This is a genomic window from Synechococcus sp. CC9902 (genome assembly GCF_000012505.1).
Taxonomy (GTDB): domain Bacteria; phylum Cyanobacteriota; class Cyanobacteriia; order PCC-6307; family Cyanobiaceae; genus Parasynechococcus.
On record NC_007513.1, the window covers coordinates 629,341 to 655,386 of the forward strand.

The window sequence follows — 26,046 nt, forward strand, 5'->3', positions numbered from 1 at the left end:
TGCTGTCAGTTTGGAACCTCAAGGACTGGCCATCACTGCCATGGGCTTGCCCAGAAGCTCGGGCTGTCTCAATTGTTGTTGTCGCTTGGCTCCTTCATCCGGTCCATCAGCTCGGCTACCGACACATCTCACTCGAGCGCTCACCCTCCGTGGCGATCGCTCCGCAATTCACCCAGCGGACGAGTTGCACTTCGATATCCGTAAATAACACCAGGATTCCGACACACAGCGCTGATACAGCAACGGTTGCCAGCGTTTGACGTGAATTCAACGCGATGTCCGATCCAACAATTCCTGAAACTTAGGGCTGAGCCGTTGGTCCTGCCATTGCTGTTGAAGTGCATCCCGGTTGAGGGGATGAAGCGGGGGGAGTTGGGCCAGCACGGGAATGCCGCCAAACGTTTCCAAGGTGGTGGGATTGTCGCTGTGGTGCGGTCCATTCAGGATCAGTCCAAGAACCGGAAGATTGCGGTGTCGGAGGGCTTCCAGGCTCAGCAAGGTGTGGTTCAACGTTCCGAGGCCGCTGCGCGCTACAAGGACGATGGGTAAGCCCCAATGTTGCAACTGGTCGATTTGTAGGAGCTGCCGTGTGAGCGGAACCATTAAGCCCCCTGCCGTTTCCACCACAAGCGCACCATCGCAAGGTGGGATGGTCAATTGTTCTGGCACGAGTGGGCTTTGATCGAGCTCGGCGGCCCAATGCGGCGACACCGGCTGGCTGAAGGCAAACGCTTCAGGGAGCAGTCGCTGCGGGGGAAGGTCAAGCAGGTTGCGGACCCGTTCGCGATCTCCGCCGCCGTCTAAACCGCTTTGGATTGGTTTCCAATAGCTGGCCTCAAGGCCTTGCACGAGCCATGCGCTCACCACGGTCTTACCGACATCGGTGTCGGTTCCGCAAACCACGATGCGACGCGATGGGGACGTCATCGGCTCAAGATCAGAAGCTGAATTCTCCAGGACAATGCAAACCGGTTGGTGATGCTGGCCTGTGGCCATGCCTTGAAAATTCGACGCCAAGCCCCCGGTGGAAGTCGGTTTGCGGTAGTTGATCCAGCACCGATTTCGATCATTGGTTTGAGTAATGAAGCTGGTGAATCTGCGGTTTGGCTGAATTGGAGCAGTTGTTGCCGTTGGACCATCCCCGGTGGAATGGCGGCCGTCAATTCGTCACCCACCGGTAATGACAACGCACTGCAGAGTTCGCCTGCGGCAACGGCGGCGGCGTGCCACTGGGGAAAGCTGCCTTCGATGGGCACCGCGAGCACGAGCCAGCTGCCCGGTTGCAACGACTGAATCCACATTCGCAGCGATTGAACGGGATTTGGCAACCAGTGCAGGGCAAAGCTGGAGCTCAGCAATTGAGGCTGTTTGGGCCAGGGCGGCAACCCTCGGCTGAGGTCCCACTGCAACGTTGTGGCGCTGGGCTTTTGTTGTTGCAGCATTGCTGCGCTGCCATCCACGCGCAGAACGGACTGCCCTGGGTGGGTGACCTCCAAGGCATCGGCCAGTCGTCCCGTTCCACTTCCCAGATCCACCCACAATCCCCTGGGAATCCGTAGCTGGCGGCAATGGCCAGCGAGTCTCCAGGCCATGCCCTCTTGCAGGCGTGCTGCATGGTTGTACCGATCGGCAGCGTCGCTGAATTGCTTCAGGACGTCTTCTGAGGCGATCACAGGCTTTCGATCCATCGCTCCACAACCGCCAAAACCTCAGTGGTGATCAAGGCATGTCCCCAATCGGGACCGCGGTGGATCCGCTCCACTTGGCTGCCGAGTTGATCGAGGAGCTGCTGGTGGCTGTTGGGGTGCACGACTGCATCTTGCCCTCCCTGAATAACCAGAACACGGGCTTTGGAGGGCCATCCGAGAGGGAAGTTCCGACATGTTTCCAGCAAGATCAGGTCGTCATGGAGGCGTTGCCGTCCCTCTGAAGAGATGCCCTTGAGCAGTGGTGAAGGAGGACAGGCGCTCAGGGAGAGGGGCTGATTAGACCGTTGAAAGAAACGCTTCAACATGGCTTCTTCACCCTCTGATCCAAGGGCTGCCCGCATCCCCTTTAGGCCAGCTTGTGTTGAACGACCGTTGCGTCCTTCGGGCACGAAAGTCGTAAAGCACCCCAGTAAAACCAAGGCTGTTGCTTCTTGAAGGAGTGGTTCTGGCAGGAAATGCAGCCCGAGGGAATGCGCAATCACAACGCGCGGACCGGCCTTATCGGTCCAACTCGGCCGTGTTGGTGTGTTGTTCCCGTAGCCCCGTTCCATCACCTGCATGGGCCACTGCCGTTGCTCCATCAAGCGCCGCCAATAGGTCCATTGTTCGGCGTGTCCGGCCCATCCATGCACCGCGAGGATCTGTGTCATCCGGCAGCGAGAGCACCGAGCAGCAGCTCCAACGTGTCATCCGGTAGGTCTTTGCGCAGCACTAGGCGCAGTCGGGAGGTTCCTTCTGGAACCGTTGGTGGTCGAATCGCGATGCTGAGGAGTCCGTGCTGCTCGAGTTGTTGCTGGTAATCAAGGGCCGCCTGATCACTGTTCAGCAGTAGGGGCAAGACGGGTCCGATTCCAAGCGGACGCTGCCACCCAGCCAATGCGAGGGCGGTTCGCCAGGCCTCTGACCGTTGGATCAATGCTTGTCCCCAGTGCGGGTTCGCCTTGATGAGATCGAGGGCCGCCTGGGCCCCAGCTACTAACGGTGGAGCCAAAGCGGTGGTGTAACGAAAGGCACCGCTGGTTTGCAGGAGCCGTTCTCCCATGGCCGCATCTCCCGCCAGAAACGCACCGCCGCTTCCGAAGGCTTTTCCGAATGTTCCGCTGATGAGATGAACCGGATCATTGACCCCCCAACAGAGTCCCCGCCCCCCGAGGCCCAAGACCCCCAAACCATGGGCCTCATCCACTAACAGCTGAGCCCCATGTCGCGCGCATAGTGCGGCCATGGCCTTCAAATCCGGACTGGTTCCCTCCATGCTGAACAGGCTTTCGCTGATCACCACGGGCGCCGTGTTGTTTCGATCTAGCCGATGAAGCCGGCGATCGAGATCCTCAAGATCGTTATGGGCAAAGCGCTGTAGCCGTGCACCGCTGGCGCGGACGCCCACGAGCAAGGAATAGTGAATCAGCCGATCAGCCAGCACAGTGGTGTGGCGCTCGGCGAGAGCCGCGACCGCAGCGAGGTTGGCCTGGAAGCCACTGGGGAAGAGCAACACCTGGTCTCTTCCGAGCCATTCGCCCAGTTCCTCCTCCAAGTGGGTGTGCCGTGGCCGCGTCCCTGTGACCAAGCGCGACCCACCTGCGCCAACGCCATCGACATCAAGGGCGAGGGCCGCGGCTTCAATGACCGCTGGATGACGCGCGAGGCCGAGATAGTCGTTGCTAGCCAGATCCCGGAGGCTCTTTCGACCAGTGCTGCTGCCCTTGAGTTCCCATGGCTGATCCCCCGGCCGCCAGCTGCGCAACGACCGGCGTCGGCTTGATTCAACGGAGCTGATTGGCTCGCTGGTCATGCCATCAGTCTGAATAAGGATGGTTCAAGGTTTGAGTCGTCGATGAATTCCGAGCGTTTCACCCTTCTGTTTCCTCTTTGGACCTTGATGGGGGCGGGGTTGGCCCTGCTCTACCCGCCACTTTTTACGTGGTTTAGGGGTGATCTGATCACCATGGGCCTTGGGGTGATCATGTTGGGGATGGGGCTTGGACTGACGCCTCAAGATTTTGTACGGGTTGGGCAGCGTCCCCGTCCTGTGGTGATTGGGGTGCTGACGCAGTTCATTGTGATGCCATCGATTGCAGCCCTATTGGCCTTTGCGTTGCACCTCTCGCCGCCCTTGGCGGTGGGCTTGATTTTGGTGGGCTGTTGTCCAGGTGGAACGGCAAGCAATGTTGTGGCATTGATTGGTCGTGCCGATGTGGCTTTATCCGTGGTGATGACCACGGTGAGCACGCTGGTGGCGGTGGTCCTCACACCCCAACTCACAGCGTTGTTGGCCAGTCAGTACGTACCCATTGATGGTGGGTTGTTGCTGATCAAAGTTCTGCAAGTGGTGCTGTTCCCCGTGGCATTGGGTGTTCTGCTCAAGCAGGGGCTGCCGCGGTTAGCGAGTCGAGTGGAGCCAGTGATGGCTCCTTTGGCTGTGCTTGCCATCGTGATGATCGTGGCGAGCATTGTTGGCAGCCAAGCCAACGTGCTGCAACAGCAGGGGGCAAGGTTGTTCTTGGCCTGTGTACTGCTGCATGGCGCTGGGTTTCTGCTGGGTTGGTTGGTGCCCCTTTTGGTAGGTGAAGGGGTTCTCGTTCAACGCACCATCAGCATTGAAGTGGGCATGCAGAATTCGGGCTTGGCAGTGGTGCTAGCCCGTAGCGGTGGATTTTCCAGCCCAATCACTGCGCTTCCCGGGGCTATTTCGGCGGTGATTCATTGCCTAATAGGTAGTGCGTTGGCGGCCCTCTGGCGTCAGAAAAGCCGTCAACAATCCAAGGCCTAAGTGCTGGGTTGCTGTTGGGAATGCAGTTGTGTCAGCAATCGTGCGGCCAGTCCTCGCGAGATGCGTCGCGCCACGAGGAGGTCGCAAATCCATTCGAACAGTGGTGGTGCCTCGCTCACCCCCCTGAGCCGTTGCTCGAGGGCTTCCAATTCCTCCGTATGGCGACAACCGCGCAGGGCGTCGATCAAAGTGTCTTCGGATGGAAGGGTCTGTAAAAGCTGGCTGGTAGCCACATCGTTACGCCGGAGTGTCTCAGTCATGGCACCGATGCGGTGCTTCTGTCATCTCTTCCGCCATAAAAGCGCCTGTTTTTGCCACAAAGCTTGAGGCTTTCTCGGCGAAATCAAACCGGTCTCGTTGTGGGATGTTGCCGCCTGATTCGGTTTATGGATTTTGCATGCATTTGCGATCCATCGGTTTACAGGCTCGGTGTCTTAGAGCACTTTCTCCCGAGGCGCGTTCTTTCAGGGTGCGGTGGCGATGCTCCCTAAGATCCAGTGATGACGAAAGCTCAGCCGGAACCTTCAACTCAGGCGTCCGATGCTGCAGCTTCAGGGTCCGGGCTTGACCCCAGCCAATGCTTTGCATTTCCGCTGGATGACTTTCAGTTAGAAGCCATCGATGCGCTCAACCAAGGGCACTCAGTTGTGGTGAGTGCCCCCACTGGATCGGGCAAAACCTTAGTGGGTGAATACGCCATTTATCGAGCCCTCGCCCATGGCCAGAAAGTTTTTTATACGACTCCCCTTAAGGCACTCTCCAATCAGAAACTTCGTGATTTTCGAGAACAGTTTGGCGACGAGAACGTTGGTCTGTTGACCGGTGATTTGAGTGTGAATCGGGAGGCCTCAATCGTGGTGATGACCACGGAGATCTTTCGGAACATGCTCTATGCCGAGGCTGATGAGCATGACGATCCACTCGCTGATGTGGAAGCTGTGGTGCTTGATGAATGCCACTACATGAATGATTCCCAGCGAGGCACCGTTTGGGAGGAATCAATCATTCATTGCCCGCCTCCCATTCAACTTGTTGCCTTGTCGGCCACCGTGGCCAATGCGGGCCAACTCACCGATTGGATTGAAAAGGTGCATGGGCCCACAACGCTGATCGTCAGCGACCACCGCCCTGTGCCTCTGCAATTCAGCTTTTGTAGTGCCAAAGGATTGCATCCTCTGTTGAATGAGGCCGGCACCGGATTGCACCCCAACTGCAAAGTGTGGCGGGCTCCGAAGGGACAAAAGCGCAAAGGGCGCTCCAACAAGCCACCTCAGCCTGAAGCTCCCCCGATCAGTTTCGTTGTGGCGCAGATGGCGCAACGAGACATGTTGCCGGCGATCTACTTCATTTTTAGCCGCCGTAATTGCGACAAATCGGTTCGGGATTTGGGTGCTCAATGCCTTGTCACCCAAGACGAACAGGCACGCATCCAGGCTCGGTTTGCGGCCTACAGCGCAGCCAACCCAGAGGCTGTGAGGGATGGCATCCATGCCGATGCCCTGATGCGAGGGATTGCCGCACACCATGCGGGCGTGTTGCCCGCTTGGAAGGAGCTCATTGAGGAACTGTTTCAGCAGGGGTTAGTGAAAGTGGTGTTCGCCACAGAAACCCTTGCTGCGGGGATCAACATGCCGGCTCGGAGCACCGTGATTGCCTCGTTGTCGAAGCGAACGGAACGGGGCCATCGTCCGCTAATGGGGAGCGAGTTCCTGCAGATGGCTGGTCGCGCTGGTCGGCGCGGCTTGGATTCGCAGGGGTATGTCGTCACGGTCCAAAGCCGGTTTGAGGGGGTTCGGGAAGCGGGTCAGCTGGCCACCAGTCCGGCTGACCCCTTGGTGAGTCAGTTCACCCCCAGTTACGGAATGGTCCTCAATCTTCTTCAGCGTCACAGCCTTGAGAAGGCCAGGGAGTTGGTGCAACGCAGCTTCGGTCGCTATCTCGCAGGTTTAGACCTGGTTGATGACGAAGAGATGCTCTCCCAGCTGCGGCTTCAGCTCAGCCAGCTGGATGGAGTTGCCGGTGATGTTCCTTGGGAAGATTTTGAGGACTATGAAAAGGAGCGTGGCCGGCTGCGGGAAGAGCGCCGTTTGCTGAGGATTCTCCAGCAACAAGCTGAAGAGACTCTCGCCAACGAGCTCACTCAGGCGTTGCAATTCGCCAGCAACGGCGCCTTGGTGAGTTTGAAGTCAGCCCAGCTTCGCGGACGGGTTACCCCAGCAGTGATTGTTGAAAAGGTGAATGGGCCTGGCCAATTTCCCCGACTGCTCTGTCTCACGGACGACAACGTATGGATTTTGTTGCCCTGTCAGGGCGTCGTCAGTCTTCACGCTGAACTGAGCTGCCTTCAGGTGGATGGGGTGGTTCCTCCGATGTTGCAGCGGTCTGGGGAGATCCGCCATGGGGATCAAGCCAGTGGGCAGCTCGCTTTGGCTGTGTCCCATATGGCGAAACGCCACGACATGACGACCCCGCAATACGACCTGGCGGGTGAGGTACTCACCCAGGCTCGTTTGGTGCAGCAGTTGGAGTTGGACCTCGAGCAGCATCCAGCCCACCGTTGGGGTGACCGCAAGCAACTCAAAAAACACCGTCGTCGCATGGAGGAGCTGGAGCACGAAATCGCTGAGCGGCAGCGGTTGCTTCATCACCGTTCCAATCGTCACTGGGACATGTTTTTGGCGTTGAAGGACATCCTTCAACAATTTGGCTGCCTGGATGATCTCGATCCCACGGAAGTTGGACGCACCGTGGCGGCCTTGCGTGGAGACAACGAGCTATGGCTTGGCCTTGCTCTGATGAGTGGACATTTGGATGAGCTTGATCCGCCCAATCTGGCTGCCGTGTTCGAGGCGATTAGCACCGAGGTGAATCGACCGGATCTTTGGAGTGGCTTCCCCCCCTCTGGCCCCGCGGAAGAGGCGTTGCAGGATTTATCCGGGTTGCGTCGGGAGTTGCTCCGCGCGCAAGAGCGGGCCAGTGTTGTGGTGCCGGCCTGGTGGGAGCCTGAGTTGATGGGCCTTGTCGAGGCCTGGGCGAAGGGAACTTCTTGGGTCGATTTGATCGCTAACACGTCCTTGGATGAAGGAGACGTGGTTCGCATTATGCGGAGAACGGTCGATCTTCTCGCCCAGGTTCCCTACTGCGAAGCGATTAGTGAGCAGTTGCGGAGCCATGCCAAGCAAGCGCTGAAGGCAATCAATCGTTTCCCCGTGGCTGAACTGGAGGATCCTCGCGCTGCAGTGTCTGGAGGACTGAATCCCGCGACGGAGCGGGCGGCCTGACGTTATTCGTGAGGGATTGCCATCTTGATCGGGTCCACTAATTGATCGAAGTCAGAGGCGCTGATGTGCCCCAGCTTTAGGGCTGCCTCTTTCAACGTCAGCCCTTGCTCGTGGGCATGTTGTGCGATGGCGCTGGCTTTTTCGTATCCAATACGAGGCGTTAACGCTGTCACGAGCATGAGCGATCGCTCCACAAACGCTTGGATTTGCTGGTGGTTGGGCTCAAGACCAACCACCAAGTTTTGGCGAAAGCTGTTGATTGCATCGCTGAGCAGGCGAATGGATTGGAGGAGGTTGAACCCGATCAGCGGCTTGAACACATTCATCTGCAGATGACCCCCAGCACCTGCTGCAGCCACCGCCGCATCCAATCCAATCACTTGGGTGCACACCATGGCCATGGCCTCGCATTGTGTGGGGTTGATTTTTCCCGGCATGATCGAACTTCCTGGTTCGTTGGCAGGTAGTCGCAATTCCCCGAGTCCTGCCCGTGGTCCGCAGCCCAGCAGTCGAATGTCATTGGAGATGCGTAGCAAGGCCACGGCTAATCCACGCAGCTGCCCCATCGCATGAACCAGGGCATCGTGACCTGCCATCACAGCGAACAAATTGTCAGCGGGGTGGAACGACAAACCGGTGGCGCTAAACAGCTCCTTCGCCACATCCGTACTGAAGCCTTTGGGGGCATTCAATCCTGTACCCACCGCAGTTCCCCCTAAGGGCAACGCTGCCAAGGGGGTGAGACTGTCTTCAATCCACGACCGGCAAAGCTTGAGCTGATCGCGCCAGGCCGAAACTTCATCTCCAAGGCGAAGGGGCACTGCATCTTGAAGGTGGGTCCGGCCAATTTTGACAATCGGAAACCAAGCCTCGGCCTTGAGATCAAACGCGTCAATCAGAGCTTGAACAGCAGGAAGCAGTGAATGGGTGAGCTGCTGTGTCGCTGCTACGTGGATCGCGGCAGGAAAGACGTCGTTGGTGGATTGTGAGCGATTCACATGATCATTGGGATGAACCGGCTGATGGCTACCGAGGGGCGTCCCTTCGCGACGGGAAATCAGGTTGCTGATCACCTCATTCACATTCATGTTCGTTTGGGTGCCACTCCCCGTCTGCCAGACCTTGAGGGGGAATTGATCGTCATGCTTTCCCGTTGCAATGGCGTTGGCTGCGGAGGTGATCATGTCGGCGAGCTCTTGGCTGAGCACGCCATGACGCGCGTTGACGGCTGCACAGCCTTGTTTGATTAAGGCCAACGCATGGATCAGTTCAACGGGAATCTGCTCATTGCTGATCGCAAAATTGCGAAGAGAGCGTTCCGTTTGAGCACCCCAGAGGGCGTCGTCACTGACTTCGACAGGACCAAGGCTGTCGTGCTCGGTGCGGAACGATCGGGTCATTGGAACTTCCCGGGCTGTTCATGGAGATCCTGATCATCCATGATGGGCTCCGCGGCCTGAACTTGGTCCGAGGTCGTTTCATCGAGTTCTGCTTGCTTCTGCCTGTTGAAGGTTCACCGCTCCCATCGCCTTGATCTAGATCTTCCTGGAGGAACGGCGGCTCAACTTGAGGCTTATCTTTCAGATCCAACTCGACCACTCAAAGCACTGCTCAATCGCAAGAAAATCAAACAGGCTGAAGATGGACGTTTTTATTATATATCTAGGCCCTATTCATTATTAATGTTCCGCATTCAGCCGGAAGTAATCTTTCGTTCATGTTGGACTGATGCCCGTCTGCAGATTGAATTTGAAGATTGCACAATACGTGGACTTGGAAATCTCGATTCGTTGGTGATGTTTTGTTGTCGAGCCACTATTTTTCCTAGGGATATGGGGCTTGTGGCCGAGGCTGATTTGAGCCTGGAGATGAAATCAGAATCCGCAACAGTTTGGATCCCAAGAGGGGTGCTTCAAGCGATGGGTGAGAAAGCATTGCAATTAATTGTTGAACGTCTTGAAAAACGCTGTCGGACGGGCTTGTTGAGGGGAGCAAAGGGATGGATTTTGGAATGCACTTAAATCCTTTATATAGTTTTATTTTTTCTACATTGCCTGGTTATTGTGATAAGAATCTGGTAAGGTTCTTGGCATGTTGTGTCGATCCACCAGGTGTTGAATTCTTCGAGTTCGGCTGAGCCGATTTTGGTATTCGATGAATTTGTTTTGCGGGCTGATAAGTCTGATTCAAGTGTTGTTATTTCCTCTCCTTGGAATTGGTGGCTTAATCCTGGAGATAGGCTTTCCGTGATGACGACAAATTCATTTTTGAGCTATCAATTAATGGCAACTCTTGCAGACTTCGTTAAGCCTGTATCCGGAGAGGTGGTGAAGCGGGGGACGGTCAGCTGGCCCCTAGGAGGTGAGGGTGGATTGGATGGCAAGCTGAGTATCGATCAAAGTCTAGATTTCTTATCTAACATTTATAGTGATTGCTTTGAGAAGTCACGTGTAACATTGCAGGAATTTTACGAAGTTCTGCAAGCTCAGTCAATTGAGCCCTCCTTAAAGTTAAAAGAATTGGATAAAGATCAGAAGGATTATTTTTATATGGCGTTGTCAATTTTATTTTCATTTGATGTTTATCTTGTGCCAAAATTTAGGTATCTTATGTCAAGAAAAGCGGTGCCATTGAGAGCACTTTTGCACCGTCAACTTGAGGGCTGTTCTTTGATTTCAACTGGCGGAAATAACCGTTTTCGACGTGAGTTTTGCAATAAAGGACTAGTGCTTGATGGATTTGGTGAAGTGATATTTCAGGGTGACTTAGAGCAGGCTATTGTCTTAATCGATCAAAAAAATGACGATTCCGGCAAGGTAGACTCTGATGAAGATCAGTTTGATTTTGGAGATAGCCTGAAAAATTCTGATCAGGATGAACCAAATGATGTTCTTTAGTCCGAACTCCTTAATCTCATGAATTTAATTAAAAGAATAATTTATGGGCTGCGCCGACAATGGATTGTGATCAATTCAGTTGCGGTATATGATCGCAATCGGCAGGCTGCTGGAAGCTCCTTGGGGGCCTGGGAAAATTTAATTGGGCCAGCACAGATGATGGCCTTTTTTATATTAATGCGCGTAGGCTTTAGTTTTTTGAGAGGAAATAATAGATTTGCTGCTGGTGGTTCAACTGATATGTATTTCAATATTGTTGTCTTTATGTCGACGGGCTTTTGCATTGCATTTTTATTTAGAAATGTCGCAATTAAGTCTCTTTCCGGCCTGAAATTAAGAGCGCCTCTGTACTACTCGAGAATTAAGCCTTTGGATATTTTATTGGCTCTTTCATTGAATGATATGCGTGCCTTGGCAACGTTATCTTTAGCAATTCTTGGACTTGTCTATTACTTCACTTGGAGCTTTCAGCTTGATAGTCCTGGTTTGGCGATCAGTGTATATCTCCTGACGGTAATGATGGCATTGGGATTTGGATTGTCTGTTGTTTTTCTCGGCAAACTCAACAAGTGGATATTGAAAATTATCAAGAGATTGATCCAGCGAGTTATTATTTTTACCTCTGGAATTTTCTTTGCAACATTTGAGATCCCAGCTCATATTCGACCTTTTGTTACTTGGAATCCAATCCTTCATGGAGTAGAGCTTTTTCGCTATTCGATCAATAACGAATATCCCATTCCCGATATTTCGTTGTCATATCTCATGCTCTGTTCTATACTCATGTTGAGCTTCTCATTAATCCTTTACAGGACCAATGAGTCTCTGCTTTTGGAATCTAACGATGACTGAACTTCTAAGTCATTTTCCTTTTTTTAAGCACTTCATCCTTTACTTTTTTTTATGGCTAACCGCTCTATTTCCCCCTTAAAAAGTACTGCGGCGTCATCTTTCGGATCAGTTGATAAGTTCATTCGGTTGAAGTTGTCTGCATTTGATAACTCGTCTAATGCTTGGCAAGGCAGGTTCGAAATACTTAAAAAGCCTAGAGTTTTGATCTCGTTATTTTTAGCTACCTCAGCTTTTTACTGCTTTGCTATTGGTCGAGATCGATATACTTCAGTGTCTGAGTTTGTGATTCAGCAAGCTGCTCCATTGGAGACATCCTCTGCATCAGTCTTGGCGGGTGCGGCTGCAGCTCCTCAAGTTTTAACGTCCTTAGTTGATGGTCAATATTTACAGGTTTATCTCGCTTCTTCAGAGGTAAAAAATAGATTGTTTCCTAATTCAGTATCCTTAGAGAAAGATTATAAGCAATCATTTCCAGATGTCTTTTCAGGACTTTCTACAGGAAGCTCCTCACCTCAGCAACTCAGCTTTTATCGAAAGCAGCTTCAAATCTCACCACAGCCACTCAGTGGTTCAGTCATTATTCGGACAGTCGGATATGCTCCTGAACAAGCATTCAGTTTAAATCAGTCTCTGATACTTCAATCACGTCGTTTTGTGAATGAAGTCAATCAATCGATTAATGCTGACCAAAATATTTTTGCAAAGAAAGAAGTTGAACTGGCCGAAAACAATCTAAAGGAGGCTTCTCGTAGATTAGAAATTTTTCAAGACAAGTTTGGTCAACTCAATGTTGCATCCGAACAGGCTGCCACATCATCATTTATTTCAGAATTGGAATCAAGACTTGTCGATTCAAAAGTAGAAGAAGCAACCTTACGTCGCCAGTATCGCGACCCCAATGCACCTGAAGTTTCCTTTGTCGCCGATCAAGTTCGAGAATTGGAGAAACAAATTACGAAAGAAAGGCAAAAGTCAGTTAGTGAATATGGTAGTGATTTGAATAGTCTTGCGATTCAGGAATCCTCCTTACTGTCGAATGTCGAATTCGCCACAGAATCTTTGCAATCCGCTCGTCTGGCAGCTGATAATAGTCGTCGTGAAAGTCAACGCCAGCTCAAGTTTGTAGTGATGTTGAGTCAACCGCAACGACCTGTGGCTCCAGATCAAAATTGGCGCTGGCAAGTCTTTCTTGGTTCGATCGGAATCATTGTGGTCGCTTGGGGTGTCGGAGGCTTCATCCTCGCAGCGATGAAAGAAGCCTGATCGACTTTCCTTGTTCGGGATTAGGGTCGGATGGACCCGATGCCTTTCCCGGCAAAGTAGTAACCACAGGCGCGAGCAAAATGAAGCTTTCGACGGGCAATTAGTTGCTCTTCCGTAATCTCTGGAAATAGTTCCTGAGCCTTTTTGTCATTCGTACAGCTCGACTCAATCATTGCCCTCACATCTTTCTTTGTGGAGGGGAGATATTCTCCGAGATGTTGTTGATAAAAATGCCATTCTGTATTGGCTCTGATGAGTGTTTCTCGAAAATTGTATTCGTGAGAGTGTCTTACGATGGCAGTTGAAGCGTAAGCCTTTTTAAATCCGTGGCGCAATATATCGATAGCCCAGAGCTGGTCTTCTCCATAAATAACCTCTGGTATTGGTACTTGTTCCCAGGCATTTTTGCGTAAGCATGAATTGTTATCAGAATAAAAACGTTCGTGATTACTGATCGGTGCATTAGGTTTTTTTCGACTTTCCTCTAATTCAATTGGTTTTCGATGACTTCGGAAAATCCACCGATTGAAATGTTGATCCAGATCATATGAAGTTAATGGGTTGTGCCCCTCATGGGCAATGTGGCATCCAAAAACACCAGCAATCTTTCGGTCCGTTTGAAGTGGTTCAATGAGGTTCATCAACCACATTCTGTTCGCAGGAATTGCATCTTGCGTAATGAATGCAACGAATTCTCCTCGGGCCAGGCTCACGCCAAGATTGCGAGTGCGCCCATGGCCGAAGTCACTTTTTGAAATCCGATGAATTCGGATTCGTTCGTCTTTTGGTAAATGGTTGATACATCCATCTGTTGAGGAACTATCAATGATTAATATTTCAAATTCAGCATCAAGATCTTGTTGAAGACAAGTCTCCACGACGCTGATTAGTTGATCGCCCCCGTTGTAGACAGGGATGACAATGGTGACGGTTGGATCTGCTTGAGGTAAGTTTTGATTCTGATCTGGTGGCAGTGCAGCTTCAAATTGAGTACGGATAAAACTTTCGACAATGGTGTTAGATCGATCCCATGTAAGACTTTTTGTTGCTGTTAGTCCTGCGATCGTTGCCTGTTCGCGCAGAACATCATCATTGAGAAGTTGACTCAATGCTGCTGCTAATGCTTCCGGGTTGGGTTGGGCAAGTATCGCTGTATTAGATGTATATGAGAGCCGTGTATGGGGTGCATCAATATCAACTACAGGTAAACCACAAGCCATCATTTCGTTCGGAACTAGGGAGTAATTTGTTCCTGATAAAACAAGACCGGCCGTGGATCTTTGATAGAGCTTTGATAAGGACTCGGAATTCAGAATTCCTGCATGTGTAATTTTTACTGGAATCCCTAGATCTGGTAAATAGTTTTCACCAAAGGTGATGATTTCAAAGCTATCTCCTAGATCAAAGAGTGCTCTTAAAGCCAAAAGTCCAAGCTGATATAAACGACGTGGTGTGCTGCGGCGAACATAAAAAGCGATGGTATTTTTAGATCTTATAATCTTTTTGGATTGATAATATGTATCAGTGTCGACAGCCAATGGAAATGAAATCGCAGAATTTCCCTGCTCGATCATCATATTCTTAAGCCAAGGGCTGGCACAAATGCAAGCAAATTTGTGGTTTGATCGATAAGTTTGTTCTGTTAGGACCGTTGATGTTCCTTTTGCGAAGAAAAATGGCTCATAGTCTTGAACGAAATAAAATCTCTTTGCGAACTTTCGCATGCCAAGTACTGGATATGTACTCATTCGATCAGTAGCAATCACAACATCACCACTCACTTTTTCTAAATCGTCATTGGTGTTGCCAAGCATGTAAACTTGGTCAGTCTTTAGTTTGATAAAGCTCTGATCAATGACCCTCTTGTGAAGTGAGCTTAGGCGACTTGGTTTGTCCCCTTTGATTTCAGAGTGAACCCAGATAGTGCAGTCATGGCCGCATCGCTCTAAATAATCGATGGTTCTAAAAATCGTCATATGTCCGCCTAAGCCACGCGTAAAGTTTGGAATTACCCAGTGAATTTGGAGTTGGTTTGGTGATGCATTGTTGTGGTTCTTCCAGGAAGGATTCAGGGTCTTCTCTTTAAACTGAATTACTTTTTCAAATCCATCAATTTGTAATTTATTTCGTCCTTCAATGACTTTCTTATCAGATTGATGTTGTTTGGATTCTGCATAGCCGCAGTAGCTCGTAATGATTTTTTTGTGGAAATATTCTGTACAGCATAGACCAATTAATCGTTCAATACTATGGGCGAGTGTCCCATCGATTTGTCCTCCTTCATTGTCGAAATCTTCGAATTTTAGATCCCAGTCTAGGATCGGCTTTAAAATATCTGGTTTACACCAAAACATATTGCCAGTGGGGAATAGGAATTCGCTGTTGCGATTAATTTGTTCAAGACCTAATTTTTTGAGAAGGGTTTTTGCTTTGTTGTAATTTCCGTCTTCATGGCCCCAGCAGGAATCGTGTTTAATTCCTAGGCTTAAGGCATAATTTTCGACTGGATAAACTATGGATATATCCTCTTTATTGAGCTCCTGAATATTTGTGTAGAACACATCAATGCTGCCGATAAGATTGTCCAGGCAGTGTTCAAACCATCCACTTAAGGCGTTGCTGTGAGGACTTTTCTTGGAATGAAGTTTGAGAATGTAATCGTATTTGGGTATCTCTTCCCGAAATCCAACGATGAATGGCGCAACGTCTCGTCCAATGTTGGGAAAGGATTTGACCTGCACATTCAGAGAATTTTCTAATCCCTTAAAGATTTCAGTTAGTCCACTAATTGCGTCATGAGTTGTTGAAATATGGATATCAATTTTTACGGGAATTTTTCGAATGTAGTCTGCAATTATTGGAGCTAGTTCTGGATAGAATATATGTAAAAATACGCCAAATTTTTTCTGTCCAATGCTCGAAATTAGCTTGCCATCATTGCTGTATGTGGCTTTCTTGATTCCTGCAGTCTTTCTCATGAAATGGATGTCGTCCATCGAATATCGACTCTCTTGGATGCCAAACTTAAGGAAGTGCACCATTGGATTAATCTCGCTTTCTTTGATATCTGGGTATTTGCTGAAGTAGTTGTTGGTGTCGAATAGAGGGCTTGGGTCAATGCCTGCTTTCCATCCCTTTGTGCAGTAGTGTTCTAGACAATTGCCTAAGTTGTTGACCTCTTTTAATTCTGTGTCGGGTAATTGTTTTTTATAGAAATTTACGTCAAATATGTAAGCGTAATGCGCCAGCTCACGTATGTCACGATATTGTGTCTTGCTGATTTGGTTGTTGTCAATTTTTCGAATATAGGCTTGAAGTTCAGGGGTGATTTTTTGACGTCGATTGTCTGGTGCTTTTGAATCTGTACTGATTCTGCGTTTCAGTTGCTGGCGAATAAATCCCGGAATGATACCTTCTCTACTGAGTCTGCGTGCCGTTGTGCGTAGGAGTTGTCGTCCTGAAGGGATTGATAGCTTGAATTGATTTTTCTTTGGAGCCTTAGCCATAGTCTTTGAATCCAATCAATTCGTCTTTGCCTGATTGATGCCGAGTCGCCCGCCGTCATAACCAGCCTGCTTACGGACTGTTTGGCACCAATCTTGATGGGATAAATACCAGGCGACAGTTTCAGCCAACCCTTCTTCGACGTTATGGCGGGGTTGCCAACCTAGCTCTGTGCTGATTCTTGAAGGGTCAATGGCATAGCGTCGATCGTGCCCTGGACGATCTTTGACGCGTTGAATCAGCTTCGCGTGTGGCGCTGATTCCGGTCGTTCTTGATCGAACTGATGGCAGATTGCATTGACCACCTCTTGATTCGTTTTTTCACCATGGCCACCAACGCAATAGCTGCGTCCAGATGTTCCTCGACAGGCTGCTAGTAGTAATGCATCCACATGGTCTTCAACATAGAGCCAGTCGCGGATGTTTAATCCATCTCCATAAAGGGGTATGGAATCGCCAGCGGCTGCTTTTAGAGCAACCACGGGAATTAATTTTTCTGGGAATTGCCACGGCCCATAGTTATTTGAGCAGTTGGTGAGAACAACGGGAAGCCCGAAGGTGTGGTGCCACGCTTGCACCAAATGATCGCTTGCTGCTTTGCTAGCTGAATAGGGACTACGAGGGTCGTAAGGCGTTGTTTCTGAAAAACGTCCCTCCCGACCAAGGGAGCCAAACACTTCATCTGTACTGATGTGATGCAATCTGAATTGCTCGCGTCGTTCTGGCGGGAGTTGCTCAAAATGTGATCGGACGGATTGGAGAAGGTTGTATGTGCCAGTCACGTTGCTTTCGATAAACACACCCGGCCCAGAAATGGAGCGGTCCACATGGCTTTCTGCCGCCAAGTGCATCACAAGGTCTGGATTGGCCTGCTGGACGGCTTTTTCAACGGCATCTGCATCGCAGAGATCAATTGGCTGTAATTGATGTCGCTGTTGATGTTCAACACCCAGCTCTTTGATCACCTCTTCGATCGATGTGAGGTCGCTCGCATATCCCATCTTGTCGAGGTTGAACACCACCGCGTCGCTCTCCCGTAGCAGCCGTCGAACGACGGCACCGCCGATGAACCCTGCACCGCCAGTGACCAGGATGCGTTGACGCGTTCCGAGCAGTTCTGCAGTGGTTGGCATGGACTTGGCCATTGAATCAGGATTAAATCAGCGGTGAAAAAAGACTGGCAGTGATCCGGTTTTAGTCAGCTTGGACTCGAAGCAGAAGCTGTTTCAAGGCTTCTTGCCAATGTTGTCCATCAAGCTGCAACGCCGCTCGTGTGGTCGTGCAATCGAGAAGGGAATAGTTCGGGCGTGAGGCAGGGGTTGGATAATCTGCTGTGGTGATCGGATTTACCTTGGCGGGTGTGTCCACCAAGCCAAGTGAGTGGCCGAGTTCACCGATGGCCACGGCCACGTCGTACCAACTTGCGGCTCCTGCATCACTCCAATGCATGATCGGTGGCAGGTTTGTTTGCGACCCCTGTGTGATCGTTGTCCAACATGCAGTGGCCAAATTCAAGGTGCTGCTAGGGCATCCCACTTGATCAGCAACAACACTCAGTTGGTCACGTTCGCGGTGAAGACGCAGCATCGTGCGGGCAAAATTGCGACCGACTGGGCCCATAACCCAGCTTGTGCGAAGGATGACCCCTTGCGGGTTGTTGGCTCCGAAGATTCTGTGGATGGCTTGCTCACCTGCGGCCTTACTTGTTCCATACACACCAATCGGCGTCGTGGGTTGATCGACACGGTAAGGAGAACCCTGTTGTCCATCAAAGACAAAATCGGTGCTCACCTGTAGGAGCCGGCCACCCTGGCGATCGAGTTCTTGCGCAAAGGCTTCAGGTGCTCCGGCATTGATGGCATGGGCTAACTCGGGTTCGGACTCCGCTTGATCGACAGCTGTGTAGGCCCCTGCGTTCAGAACCCAGTCGGGTTGATACTTTTGGACAGCCAATCGGCAAGCTTCCGCATTGGAGAGGTCCAGTTCCTGACGGGTTGTGGAGATGAGTTCAACCGCGTCAGGCTTTGAATCCAGTAAGGCTTGGCCCAGTTGCCCTCCCGTTCCGGTAAGCAAAATCTTCATGGGAACAGATCTCCTGATGCCTTTGCCGAGAGGAAGTCAGGGGCTTCAGCGTCTTTGTCAGACAGGCTGATGGCTGTGCCATTTAATTCCGCTTGTGGCCAATCAATCGCCAAGTTTGGATCGTCCCATCGGATGGCACGTTCACACGCTTTATTCCAAAAACCACGAGCTTTGTACTGCACTTCTGCGACGGGACTCAGGGTGAGGAAACCATGAGCAAAGCCCTCTGGGATCCAAAGCTGGGCTTTATTTTCAGCGCTTAAGACAGCACCAACCCATTGACCACATGTGGGCGACGTTTGTCGAATATCGATTGCTACATCAAAAATAGATCCCACACTGGAACGGACAAGCTTGGCTTGTGGTTCAGGGGCTAATTGATAGTGCAACCCTCTTAAAACCCCTTGAATTGATCTTGAATGATTGTCTTGGGAAAACTCCACGGATTGTCCGACCGCTTCGTTAAAGCGTTTTTGGTTCCAGCTTTCAAAAAACCAGCCACGGTCGTCGCCAAAGGCCCTGGGTGTAATGAGAAGCGGGCCCGAAATGGTGATTCCTTGCGATGTTTGCAGGGTTTCAACATTCATGCGCTCACCTCCAGGCTGGTTTGCAGAGCAGCATGATCACTCACACTTTCCTCGAGCATTTGCAGGAGATAGGTTCCGTAGCCGCTTTTTTTCAGCGGTTGGGCGAGCCGATTGAGCTGTTCGTTGTCGATCCACCCCTGCCTCCAGGCCACTTCTTCAGGACAGCCCACTTTTAATCCCTGTCGATGTTCGAGGGTGCGGATATAGCTGGCCGCATCGTTGAGCGAGTCGCATGTGCCCGTGTCGAGCCAAGCCATTCCTCGTCCCATTAGTTCAACTCGAAGCTGCCCTTCCTTCAGATACATCGCGTTGAGATCGGTGATCTCGAGTTCACCACGGGGAGAGGGTTCGACTTTTCGGGCACGCTCCACCACGGTGTGGTCATAGAAATAGAGGCCTGTAACGGCGTAACGACTTTTGGGATGGGTGGGCTTTTCCTCCAGGCTTAAGACCTTCCCTTGAGCGTCAAATTCAGCCACTCCATAGCGCTCAGGATCGCTAACGGGGTAGGCAAAAACCGTGGCTCCCTGCTGTTGTTCATTGCTGTTCATCAGCTGGGGAATGAGGTCGTGCCCGTGGAAGAGGTTGTCTCCTAAAACAAGGGCGGCGGGTGCTCCATCGAGGAAGTCGGCTCCGATCAGAAAGGCCTGGGCGAGTCCGTCTGGACTGGCTTGTGTGGCGTATTGGATTGCCATGCCCCAGGCAGAGCCATCTCCAAGCAACCGCTCGAACGCATCCCGATCATGGGGGGTTGTGATGATCAGAACGTCCCTGATCCCCGCCAGCATCAAGGTGCTGAGGGGGTAATAAATCATTGGTTTGTCGTAGACGGGCAGGAGCTGTTTGCTCACTGCTTGGGTGATGGGATGTAGGCGCGTGCCGCTGCCACCGGCCAGGATGATTCCCTTCCGCTTCGGTGCCGTTCCCATCCTGCTGTTGCCAGTCCCAACCTCGGCTTATTACAGCATGAGAGATCGTTCGTTTCCTTGAGAATGGCGTTCGAATCTTGGGTTTTGCCTCTTTGAGGGGTCAGGATTTTGGCTGTTGGAGTTGTGATCGGATTTGAGCGGCCAAGACGGGATTCCGTTCCGAGATCACCTGCTCCCAGGCATCAATCTCTTGATGCATCGGATTATCCCGAAGCAGTGAAACCTTCAGAAAGGGAAAGTTTTTTGCTTCAATTAACTCTTTCCAGGCTGTATGCAAAATATTTCCATTGGCATGTTTTGTGTAAAGACTTTCTGTTTTAAACCCGGCTTTTTGTAGGCAAACTGGTAGACCAACTTCGTATTTTTTGATCAAATCACGTTTGCGAGGCCATGATTCCAGTTGATTCCAAAAGCTTTGAAATGCATCACTTTGAATTACTGGTTTTCGAAATGCAAGAAAAGCAGATTGAAGATGGGGTGCATACATTTGGTCGTCGGTGAGTCCAATGACGTCTGCACTGCTTGCTTTTAGTCGTTGAAATAAATCGTCGAGGGGTGTGATTGGCCCCCAAAAACTGTCATTTGTGAGAATAAGTTGATCGATGTTGTCAATATCTCTTTTAAGCGAATGCAGGGCTGCCATCCAGCTGCCAAAGTCATATCCTTCGTTGCGGCGAATCAAAATGGCGCGGCAACATCTTTTGAGCTTTCGCAAGGTGTTCCAGTGCCATCGGAGGCCTGGCGAAGCCGAGACCAAAACGACATCTCCAAATTGTGCGTAACTCTCCAAAAGTTTGAGCAGATCTGGGCGTAAACGGTTGGTTGGATCAAAATGAGCCATCACAATCAAGGGCTTTTTGTTATTTGGTTTCCAGCCCCGTTGCTTCCAGTGGCTGATCTGCTGAGGCTTCACACGGCCAGACGACTGGGGTGCAGGATCTTTGGGTTGGAAGCGGTTGCTGTGGGGATGGATGTTGTGACTAAATAGTGGATCTCCAGTTTCAAAGAGTCCGGCGTGTTTATGTCGCAAATAACCCGACTCGCGTTGATGTCGGGCTAGGGCCTCTCCTGATTGATCTTTGCCGCGACTCACTGATTCATGGTGAATGATGTCAACAAACGGCGTGACAACAACAGAGCCTTCCAGTTGTCGCAATCGCAGGCATAGATCTACATCGTTGAAGACCACTGCGAGTTGTTCATCGAACCCACCAATTTGATCAAAATCAGCGGTTCTAAGCATCAAACAGGCAGCAGTGGCTGCAATCCACTCTTCTTGCACTCCCAAGGGAGTGAACATATCAATGGTGTTGAGTTCAGACAGGTGTTTGCCCGGCTCCAACACACAGCGTCGTTCCCCTTTGATGAGCACGACCCCATGATGTTGGATGCTGTTGTTGGGGTAACGCAGTCGAGCACCAACGGCCACTGTGTGGCTCACTGCAAAAGGATCGAGGAGTTTTTGAAGAATATTTTCCGAGCGGACTTCAATATCGTTATTTAGAAGTAAGAGATGTGTGCCCTGGCAATAAGGACGTGCAAAATTATGAATCTGTGCGTAATTAAAGTCGCAATCCAAACGCAGCACTGTGACATCGCTCAGAACGCGCTGATGATTGAGCCAAGTCAAAGTGTCTGTACTCGTGCTGCCGTTGTCGATCAAGATCAGTTCAAAGGGAATATCTCCAGCACAACGGCGAATCGACTCCACGCAAACTTTGGTGAGTGCTGCGCTATCGCGAAAGGGAATCAGAATTGAAACAAATGTGTTCTCTGGGGGAGTCCAATGCACTTGATGGCATCCAGACCATTTGGGATGGGCCGTAATTACCCCGCCAGTCGTCAGAAAATGAGCTCCGCGTTCTCGACAAATACTCAGAGATTCTTGACATTGTGCGGCACTGAAAACCAGACGATCTTTGGGGGATGCCACTTCTGGAACGGCGGGATTCGTGGTGATTTTTCGGCTCAGTAGAGCCTGGCTTAAATGCTCACATGTGTGGCGTTGTGCACTGACTTGAAGGCTGAGATCAAGGATCAGATTGTGAAGACATAGGCGTCGATTTGGGAGGTCTAATTGGCGCAATCGACTGAGTCGAAGCGTCACTAGCCCACCGATACACCCTCGGGTGAGTAGGCGCCAAGGCAGGGCGGATACGTGGTTTTGACGGTTGCCAGGGGGCTGTGTCGGATCGGCACTCCACTGCAATGTTTCATCAGAGCTGAACAACTCAGCCTTGTGTGAAGCTTCTGCGGCTCGACTCAGCAGTAGTGGTGCTTGTGGTGCCAGGCGGTCATCGCAATGGCAAAAGCTCACCAGAGCCTCGCTGGAGGAAGGCAGTGCCGACCACACCGAGTTGAGATCGTCGAGATGTCCATGGATGATGTGATTCCAGCCAACGGTGTTTCCGTCAGTGGTGTTGCTGTCAAGAGTGCTGGCAGCGTTGTTGGCTGGTCGAGGCTCCGTTTGTAAAACCACCAACACCAGTGGCAATGGATTGTTTGGTGAGTGAGCGGTTTGTATGGCTGCATCAGGTTCCGGTTGATAGCGGTCGAGATCTTTCCCAAGAGCACGCCGATGGCGGAACCGTTTCCAGCCGAGGGTGGCTAGGTGCTCAAGGGCGCAGGCTTTTTGGCGTTGAAGTTCTTTTTTCGCGGCTGGACGGAGACCATCGAGGTAGGCCTGTAAGTGGATTGGAGGTAGGTCTGCATACAGGCATGCCTCTCCATGGACGATCTGGGTGAGTCGCCCAGAGCTCACAAGCGTTGTGGCGCCGATGAGATCTGGATGGGCTTGAAGCAGGGCTTTTTCATCGATGCCGCTGTCTTGTGGTGCCCAGCTCTGGGGGCTCACCAGTAAAGGAATCGGGATCAGGCGAGGATCGAGGCAGGCCACTGGTAGGCCTGGATTTCGCTCCGCCAAGGCTGGCTGTAAGTCTTCCAAGCCAAATCCCCGCTCAACGACTTGTCGTAGAGCCTGCGTGAGCGATCGATCTGAAAGACTTTGGCTTGACACCATTCGCCTTGGGCTGCACCTAGTCAAGCCGACGCACCAGAGAGGGGCGGGAGCGTCCGCTGACTTCCCGCATAAAGTCTCAAAAGGGAACAGCGTTGGAGATGGCCGCACGTCGAGATTGGTTGCTGGGACGATTCCCTTGGGCACGATCCCGATCGAGTGTTGACTGCGCCGCTGCTGAGTGCAACGAATCATCGGATTGTGCAAGTGAATCTTCGCTAACCGAACGCGATCCCCATCTGATGGACGTGCTTCGTGAGGTCATTGCCCTCCGTCAGGCTGGGGATGTTCAAGCGTCTTTGGCGCTTGTTGATCGTTCCCTCGCAGAAGGGATGTCCAGCAATTATTTGTTGGATAACCGAGCCAGAGCCCTTGCCCAATTGAATCGTGAGAACGAAGCCATTCAGATTTGGGAGTTTCTTTCTGAATGTGGTGATTTGGAGTTGCAGGAGAAGTCCAAGCGATTGGTTTTCCAGCAAAAATGTCGCTATGTCTTGAATCGTGTCGTGTATTTTTCACGGCTAGGAGATGCACATGAAGCGCTCACTATTCTTGATCTTGCGCAGGCCGAAGGAATCGAGAATGACATGCTTCTGGATAACCGTGCTCGCATATTTGTGCAGTTAAATCGTCATATCGAAGCGATATCTATATGGAAAAAATTGTCTCAATCGAATCCCAAGAAATACAATGCAATTTTAATCAATCAATTGGTTGGTGCCTTGCAGTTGATTTGCCGATCGCAGGGATGGAATGTTCAATATTTTAATCGAGATCTTGAAACGTTGGATGCGCTAGAGAAAGGAGTTTTGAAAGAGTGTGAGCTACTCCGTAAACGTGGTTATGCCCAGCCATTGATCCAACTTGTTGATAAAGCATTAGAGAGTGGGTTTGAATCCCCATGGCTTGTTATTGCAAAAGCCAATGCTCTGATTGAACTTGAAAAATTTGTTGATGCCCAGAATCTTTTAAATCATTTCAAGGATTCTGTTCATGAACAACACGCTCTTGCTGCCATGGAACAAATGTTGGATGCTCTGTCTGGTGATGTTGAAGTCGAGCTTGTCCTGCGGGCTGCCGTTCGATTGAAAGCAAAGGGAGATCTGGATGCAGCTCAAGACTTGTTAGTGAAGGCGTTGCTGCAGAATCATTCTTGTGTGGTTTATGAAGAGACTTTGCAGCAGCTTTTGGTTGAACGGGGGGAAAAGAACCCTGCGCTTCAGGCCTTTGAATTGTTTTTAGGGGAAGCCGAGAAGATGCAAACCGCTGCACTCATTTCAGGCCAATGAGCAGGGAGCTTTAATGGCGCGTTGGTTTTGTCGCTTAGATCCGGCTTTTTATCCTGCTTGGCAGAGGGGTGATCTCGAGGCGCAGGCGAGATCTTTTGCCATCCAGGGTTGGCTCCTTTCCATTGATGTGGATGGCCAAGGCACGTCTAGTTCTTTTCTGAATCCTCCTGCTGCACCCGATCTCCCCTGGGCATGGGAATTAAATTGCAGCGATCCGCTCTCTCCTCAAGCGGAGCGAAATTTGCTGGCATCGCTTAAAGAGGCTTGGTGCTCAGAGCATGTTCTGCATCTTTTAGGCCGGCCCGTCATCGTATTGCGTGGTTTGAAAAATTTGAGCTCATTAAAATTTGCTCTTCAACGCTTCCGCAAATTGCATGATCAATTGTTGATTCTCAGTAGTGATCTTCGACCCATCAGTGGAATTGAAGAGAATGGTCTGGATGTTGATGGGTGGTTGGACTCATCGACCGATCAAATGATTTATATCCGAAATTTAAAGCTGGCTCATCATCGTTTGGCAGGCTCAGGCTTAGAAGTTCCTGGGGTTTGGGCGATGGATCAAGACCTTGAAAAGGTTTCGAGTGATTCGCCGAATGAGCTTTATCGGGAATGGCTCGAGCAAGCATCGGCCTGGAGTGAGTTGGCGAATGATGGGGCGATTGATGCCCCTGTATGCATACAAGATTGGTCGGGACACTGTCGCTTGATGATGCCTTCATCTTTGAAGGAGAAAAGTGTTGAGCCTGAGCGTTTGAATGTGACGCAAATCCCATCTACTGATGAACGTAGTTGGGGAGAGTCATCTCCAGGTCATCTGGCCCTCATGATTCATGGTTTTTATCCCGATGTTCTAGACGACATTCTTTTGAAATTACCGAGCTTTTGTGCGGGAATGGTTGGCACTCAGCTTGATCTTTATGTCAGCACTTCAATGGATCAGATAGATCAGGTTGAAAAGAAGCTTCGTGATCTCGATTTTGCGTGTGTTCGCTTGTTTGGTGTGGAGAATCGTGGGCGAGATGTGGCGCCATTTTTGCTGCATTTGCTGCCGGCCGTGGCTGCCGCTGGTCATCATTTTTTTGTGAAGCTACATACTAAAAAGTCGCTTCAGTTTGGTATCGACGGGCTCGATAAGTGGTCGCGACATTTGATTGAGTCGCTGTTGAGTGCTGCTGGACTGGAGGCGATTAGATATCAATTCTTGGATGATGAGGATTTGGGATGTTTGTGCCCATCAGGAACCCTTCTGCCCCTGGCAATTGCTTTGTTTAAAAATAAGACTCACTTGCATCATTTATTGAGTCATTCTGAGATCAATGGGCGCTGGGCACTGATGCAAACATTTGTGGCTGGCAGCATGTTTGCTGGCCGCGTTGAGGCTTTCCGCTCATTGCTCGATCAAGGCTTTTCGTTGGACGACTTTGAACTTGAAGGTGGCCAGTTTGATGGAACATTTGCCCATGCTCTTGAACGTTTGATCTCGCTGGAGGTGAAACGTTCGGGTTGGCAGATTAAGGAGATGTCTGGCAGTCCCGAGGCGGTTCCAGGTTTTGGTTACGGCTTGGTGGATTGAGCTGCTGAAGCAGGGAAGCAATTAATGCCTTGGCGCGATGTTGTTGGTGTTGATAACTGTCGATCAGTAAGGCTTTATTTTGGGATTTTTGATAGTGGTACTCAAGTTCATTCTGCGTATTGATGAGTTCTTCGTGTGCGCTATTGAGTTTATTTTGGAGCGATTGGATTTCATTTTCTTTTGCGTTTAAACTATCTTTTAATTTATTGATTGTTTGTTTGGCGTCTTTCAGCTGTTGTCCAAGCTCGGGCTGGTCTGAAGGATGGTGTAGGGAGTTCAAGGTGATTGTGATTG

At 50.8% G+C, this 26,046-nt stretch carries 22 protein-coding genes; 8 read left to right on the plus strand and 14 right to left on the minus strand.

What is annotated here, in order from left to right; translation table 11 throughout:
• Positions 1-115: 115 nt before the first annotated feature.
• Genes SYNCC9902_RS12660 through SYNCC9902_RS03160 form a run of 5 tightly spaced genes read right to left on the minus strand, consistent with a single transcriptional unit; the run spans position 116 to position 3,501 of the window.
• Entirely contained in the window at positions 116-271 is a 156-nt protein-coding gene (locus SYNCC9902_RS12660; protein ID WP_198001748.1) for a hypothetical protein, read from the minus strand.
• Positions 268-927, minus strand: coding sequence for a dethiobiotin synthase (gene bioD / locus SYNCC9902_RS03145; protein WP_011359434.1), 660 nt, complete (start codon positions 925-927; stop codon positions 268-270). The genes SYNCC9902_RS12660 and bioD overlap by 4 nt, the downstream gene beginning before the upstream one ends.
• Positions 924-1,688: a methyltransferase domain-containing protein gene (locus SYNCC9902_RS03150; RefSeq protein WP_011359435.1), complete on the minus strand. Its 765-nt coding sequence runs from the start codon at positions 1,686-1,688 to the stop codon at positions 924-926. Before SYNCC9902_RS03150 ends, bioD begins: the two co-directional genes overlap by 4 nt.
• Complete coding sequence (locus tag SYNCC9902_RS03155; protein ID WP_011359436.1) at positions 1,670-2,359, minus strand: alpha/beta hydrolase; 690 nt, start codon at positions 2,357-2,359, stop codon at positions 1,670-1,672. Before SYNCC9902_RS03155 ends, SYNCC9902_RS03150 begins: the two co-directional genes overlap by 19 nt.
• Positions 2,356-3,501 (minus strand): aminotransferase class I/II-fold pyridoxal phosphate-dependent enzyme, encoded by a 1,146-nt coding sequence (locus SYNCC9902_RS03160; RefSeq protein WP_011359437.1) that lies wholly within the window; start codon positions 3,499-3,501, stop codon positions 2,356-2,358. The genes SYNCC9902_RS03155 and SYNCC9902_RS03160 overlap by 4 nt, the downstream gene beginning before the upstream one ends.
• A gap of 42 nt (positions 3,502-3,543) precedes the next feature.
• Between SYNCC9902_RS03160 and SYNCC9902_RS03165 the strand changes: the two genes are divergently transcribed.
• Positions 3,544-4,479 carry a bile acid:sodium symporter family protein gene (locus SYNCC9902_RS03165; protein WP_011359438.1) on the plus strand — a complete coding sequence of 312 codons (936 nt, stop codon included), beginning with the start codon at positions 3,544-3,546 and terminating at the stop codon, positions 4,477-4,479.
• Here the strand turns inward: SYNCC9902_RS03165 and SYNCC9902_RS03170 are convergent.
• Positions 4,476-4,739 carry a hypothetical protein gene (locus SYNCC9902_RS03170; RefSeq protein ID WP_009790345.1) on the minus strand — a complete coding sequence of 88 codons (264 nt, stop codon included), beginning with the start codon at positions 4,737-4,739 and terminating at the stop codon, positions 4,476-4,478. The two genes, SYNCC9902_RS03165 and SYNCC9902_RS03170, sit on opposite strands and share 4 nt — an antisense overlap.
• A 240-nt stretch (positions 4,740-4,979) precedes the next feature.
• Between SYNCC9902_RS03170 and SYNCC9902_RS03175 the strand changes: the two genes are divergently transcribed.
• Positions 4,980-7,760 carry a DEAD/DEAH box helicase gene (locus SYNCC9902_RS03175; protein WP_011359439.1) on the plus strand — a complete coding sequence of 927 codons (2,781 nt, stop codon included), beginning with the start codon at positions 4,980-4,982 and terminating at the stop codon, positions 7,758-7,760.
• 2 nt (positions 7,761-7,762) lie between these two features.
• Here the strand turns inward: SYNCC9902_RS03175 and SYNCC9902_RS03180 are convergent, their stop codons facing one another.
• On the minus strand, positions 7,763-9,160 hold the full coding sequence (locus tag SYNCC9902_RS03180; RefSeq protein ID WP_011359440.1) for a class II fumarate hydratase: 1,398 nt from the start codon (positions 9,158-9,160) through the stop codon (positions 7,763-7,765).
• A 105-nt stretch (positions 9,161-9,265) separates the two neighbouring features.
• On the opposite strand from SYNCC9902_RS03180, the gene SYNCC9902_RS03185 reads away from it, so the two are divergent.
• The 4 genes from SYNCC9902_RS03185 (at position 9,266) to SYNCC9902_RS03200 (ending at position 12,772) form a co-directional block, all read left to right on the plus strand.
• On the plus strand, positions 9,266-9,781 hold the full coding sequence (locus SYNCC9902_RS03185; RefSeq protein WP_011359441.1) for a DUF1997 domain-containing protein: 516 nt from the start codon (positions 9,266-9,268) through the stop codon (positions 9,779-9,781).
• A gap of 75 nt (positions 9,782-9,856) precedes the next feature.
• The gene (locus SYNCC9902_RS03190; protein ID WP_011359442.1) at positions 9,857-10,657 is read left to right on the plus strand and encodes a hypothetical protein; all 801 of its coding nucleotides are present in this window, start codon (positions 9,857-9,859) and stop codon (positions 10,655-10,657) included.
• Between the two features lie 18 nt (positions 10,658-10,675).
• A complete protein-coding gene (locus SYNCC9902_RS03195; protein WP_011359443.1) occupies positions 10,676-11,509 on the plus strand; it encodes an ABC transporter permease in 834 nt (277 codons plus the stop codon).
• Between the two features lie 51 nt (positions 11,510-11,560).
• Entirely contained in the window at positions 11,561-12,772 is a 1,212-nt protein-coding gene (locus SYNCC9902_RS03200; protein ID WP_011359444.1) for a sugar ABC transporter, read from the plus strand.
• Positions 12,773-12,792: 20 nt separating this feature from the next.
• On the opposite strand, the gene SYNCC9902_RS03205 is transcribed toward SYNCC9902_RS03200, so the two are convergent.
• The 6 genes from SYNCC9902_RS03205 to SYNCC9902_RS03230 all read right to left on the minus strand — a co-directional run bounded on the left by SYNCC9902_RS03205 (position 12,793) and on the right by SYNCC9902_RS03230 (position 22,893).
• Positions 12,793-16,278 (minus strand): rhamnan synthesis F family protein, encoded by a 3,486-nt coding sequence (locus SYNCC9902_RS03205; RefSeq protein WP_011359445.1) that lies wholly within the window; start codon positions 16,276-16,278, stop codon positions 12,793-12,795.
• Between the two features lie 15 nt (positions 16,279-16,293).
• On the minus strand, positions 16,294-17,421 hold the full coding sequence (rfbB, locus tag SYNCC9902_RS03210; protein ID WP_011359446.1) for a dTDP-glucose 4,6-dehydratase: 1,128 nt from the start codon (positions 17,419-17,421) through the stop codon (positions 16,294-16,296).
• Positions 17,422-17,470: 49 nt separating this feature from the next.
• Positions 17,471-18,358 (minus strand): dTDP-4-dehydrorhamnose reductase, encoded by an 888-nt coding sequence (gene rfbD, locus SYNCC9902_RS03215; RefSeq protein WP_011359447.1) that lies wholly within the window; start codon positions 18,356-18,358, stop codon positions 17,471-17,473.
• The gene (gene rfbC, locus SYNCC9902_RS03220) at positions 18,355-18,945 is read right to left on the minus strand and encodes a dTDP-4-dehydrorhamnose 3,5-epimerase (RefSeq protein WP_011359448.1); all 591 of its coding nucleotides are present in this window, start codon (positions 18,943-18,945) and stop codon (positions 18,355-18,357) included. The genes rfbD and rfbC overlap by 4 nt, the downstream gene beginning before the upstream one ends.
• A complete protein-coding gene (gene rfbA / locus SYNCC9902_RS03225; protein ID WP_011359449.1) occupies positions 18,942-19,874 on the minus strand; it encodes a glucose-1-phosphate thymidylyltransferase RfbA in 933 nt (310 codons plus the stop codon). Before rfbA ends, rfbC begins: the two co-directional genes overlap by 4 nt.
• 100 nt (positions 19,875-19,974) lie before the next feature.
• On the minus strand, positions 19,975-22,893 hold the full coding sequence (locus SYNCC9902_RS03230; RefSeq protein ID WP_011359450.1) for a rhamnan synthesis F family protein: 2,919 nt from the start codon (positions 22,891-22,893) through the stop codon (positions 19,975-19,977).
• A gap of 239 nt (positions 22,894-23,132) precedes the next feature.
• On the opposite strand from SYNCC9902_RS03230, the gene SYNCC9902_RS03235 reads away from it, so the two are divergent.
• Both SYNCC9902_RS03235 and SYNCC9902_RS03240 read left to right on the plus strand, forming a co-directional pair.
• Complete coding sequence (locus tag SYNCC9902_RS03235; RefSeq protein WP_156771049.1) at positions 23,133-24,179, plus strand: hypothetical protein; 1,047 nt, start codon at positions 23,133-23,135, stop codon at positions 24,177-24,179.
• 13 nt (positions 24,180-24,192) lie between these two features.
• Positions 24,193-25,752, plus strand: a complete 1,560-nt coding sequence (locus SYNCC9902_RS03240) for an LPS biosynthesis protein (RefSeq protein ID WP_011359452.1) — start codon at positions 24,193-24,195, stop codon at positions 25,750-25,752.
• On the opposite strand, the gene SYNCC9902_RS12370 is transcribed toward SYNCC9902_RS03240, so the two are convergent.
• Positions 25,691-26,032 (minus strand): hypothetical protein, encoded by a 342-nt coding sequence (locus SYNCC9902_RS12370; RefSeq protein WP_011359453.1) that lies wholly within the window; start codon positions 26,030-26,032, stop codon positions 25,691-25,693. The two genes, SYNCC9902_RS03240 and SYNCC9902_RS12370, sit on opposite strands and share 62 nt — an antisense overlap.
• Positions 26,033-26,046 lie beyond the last annotated feature (14 nt).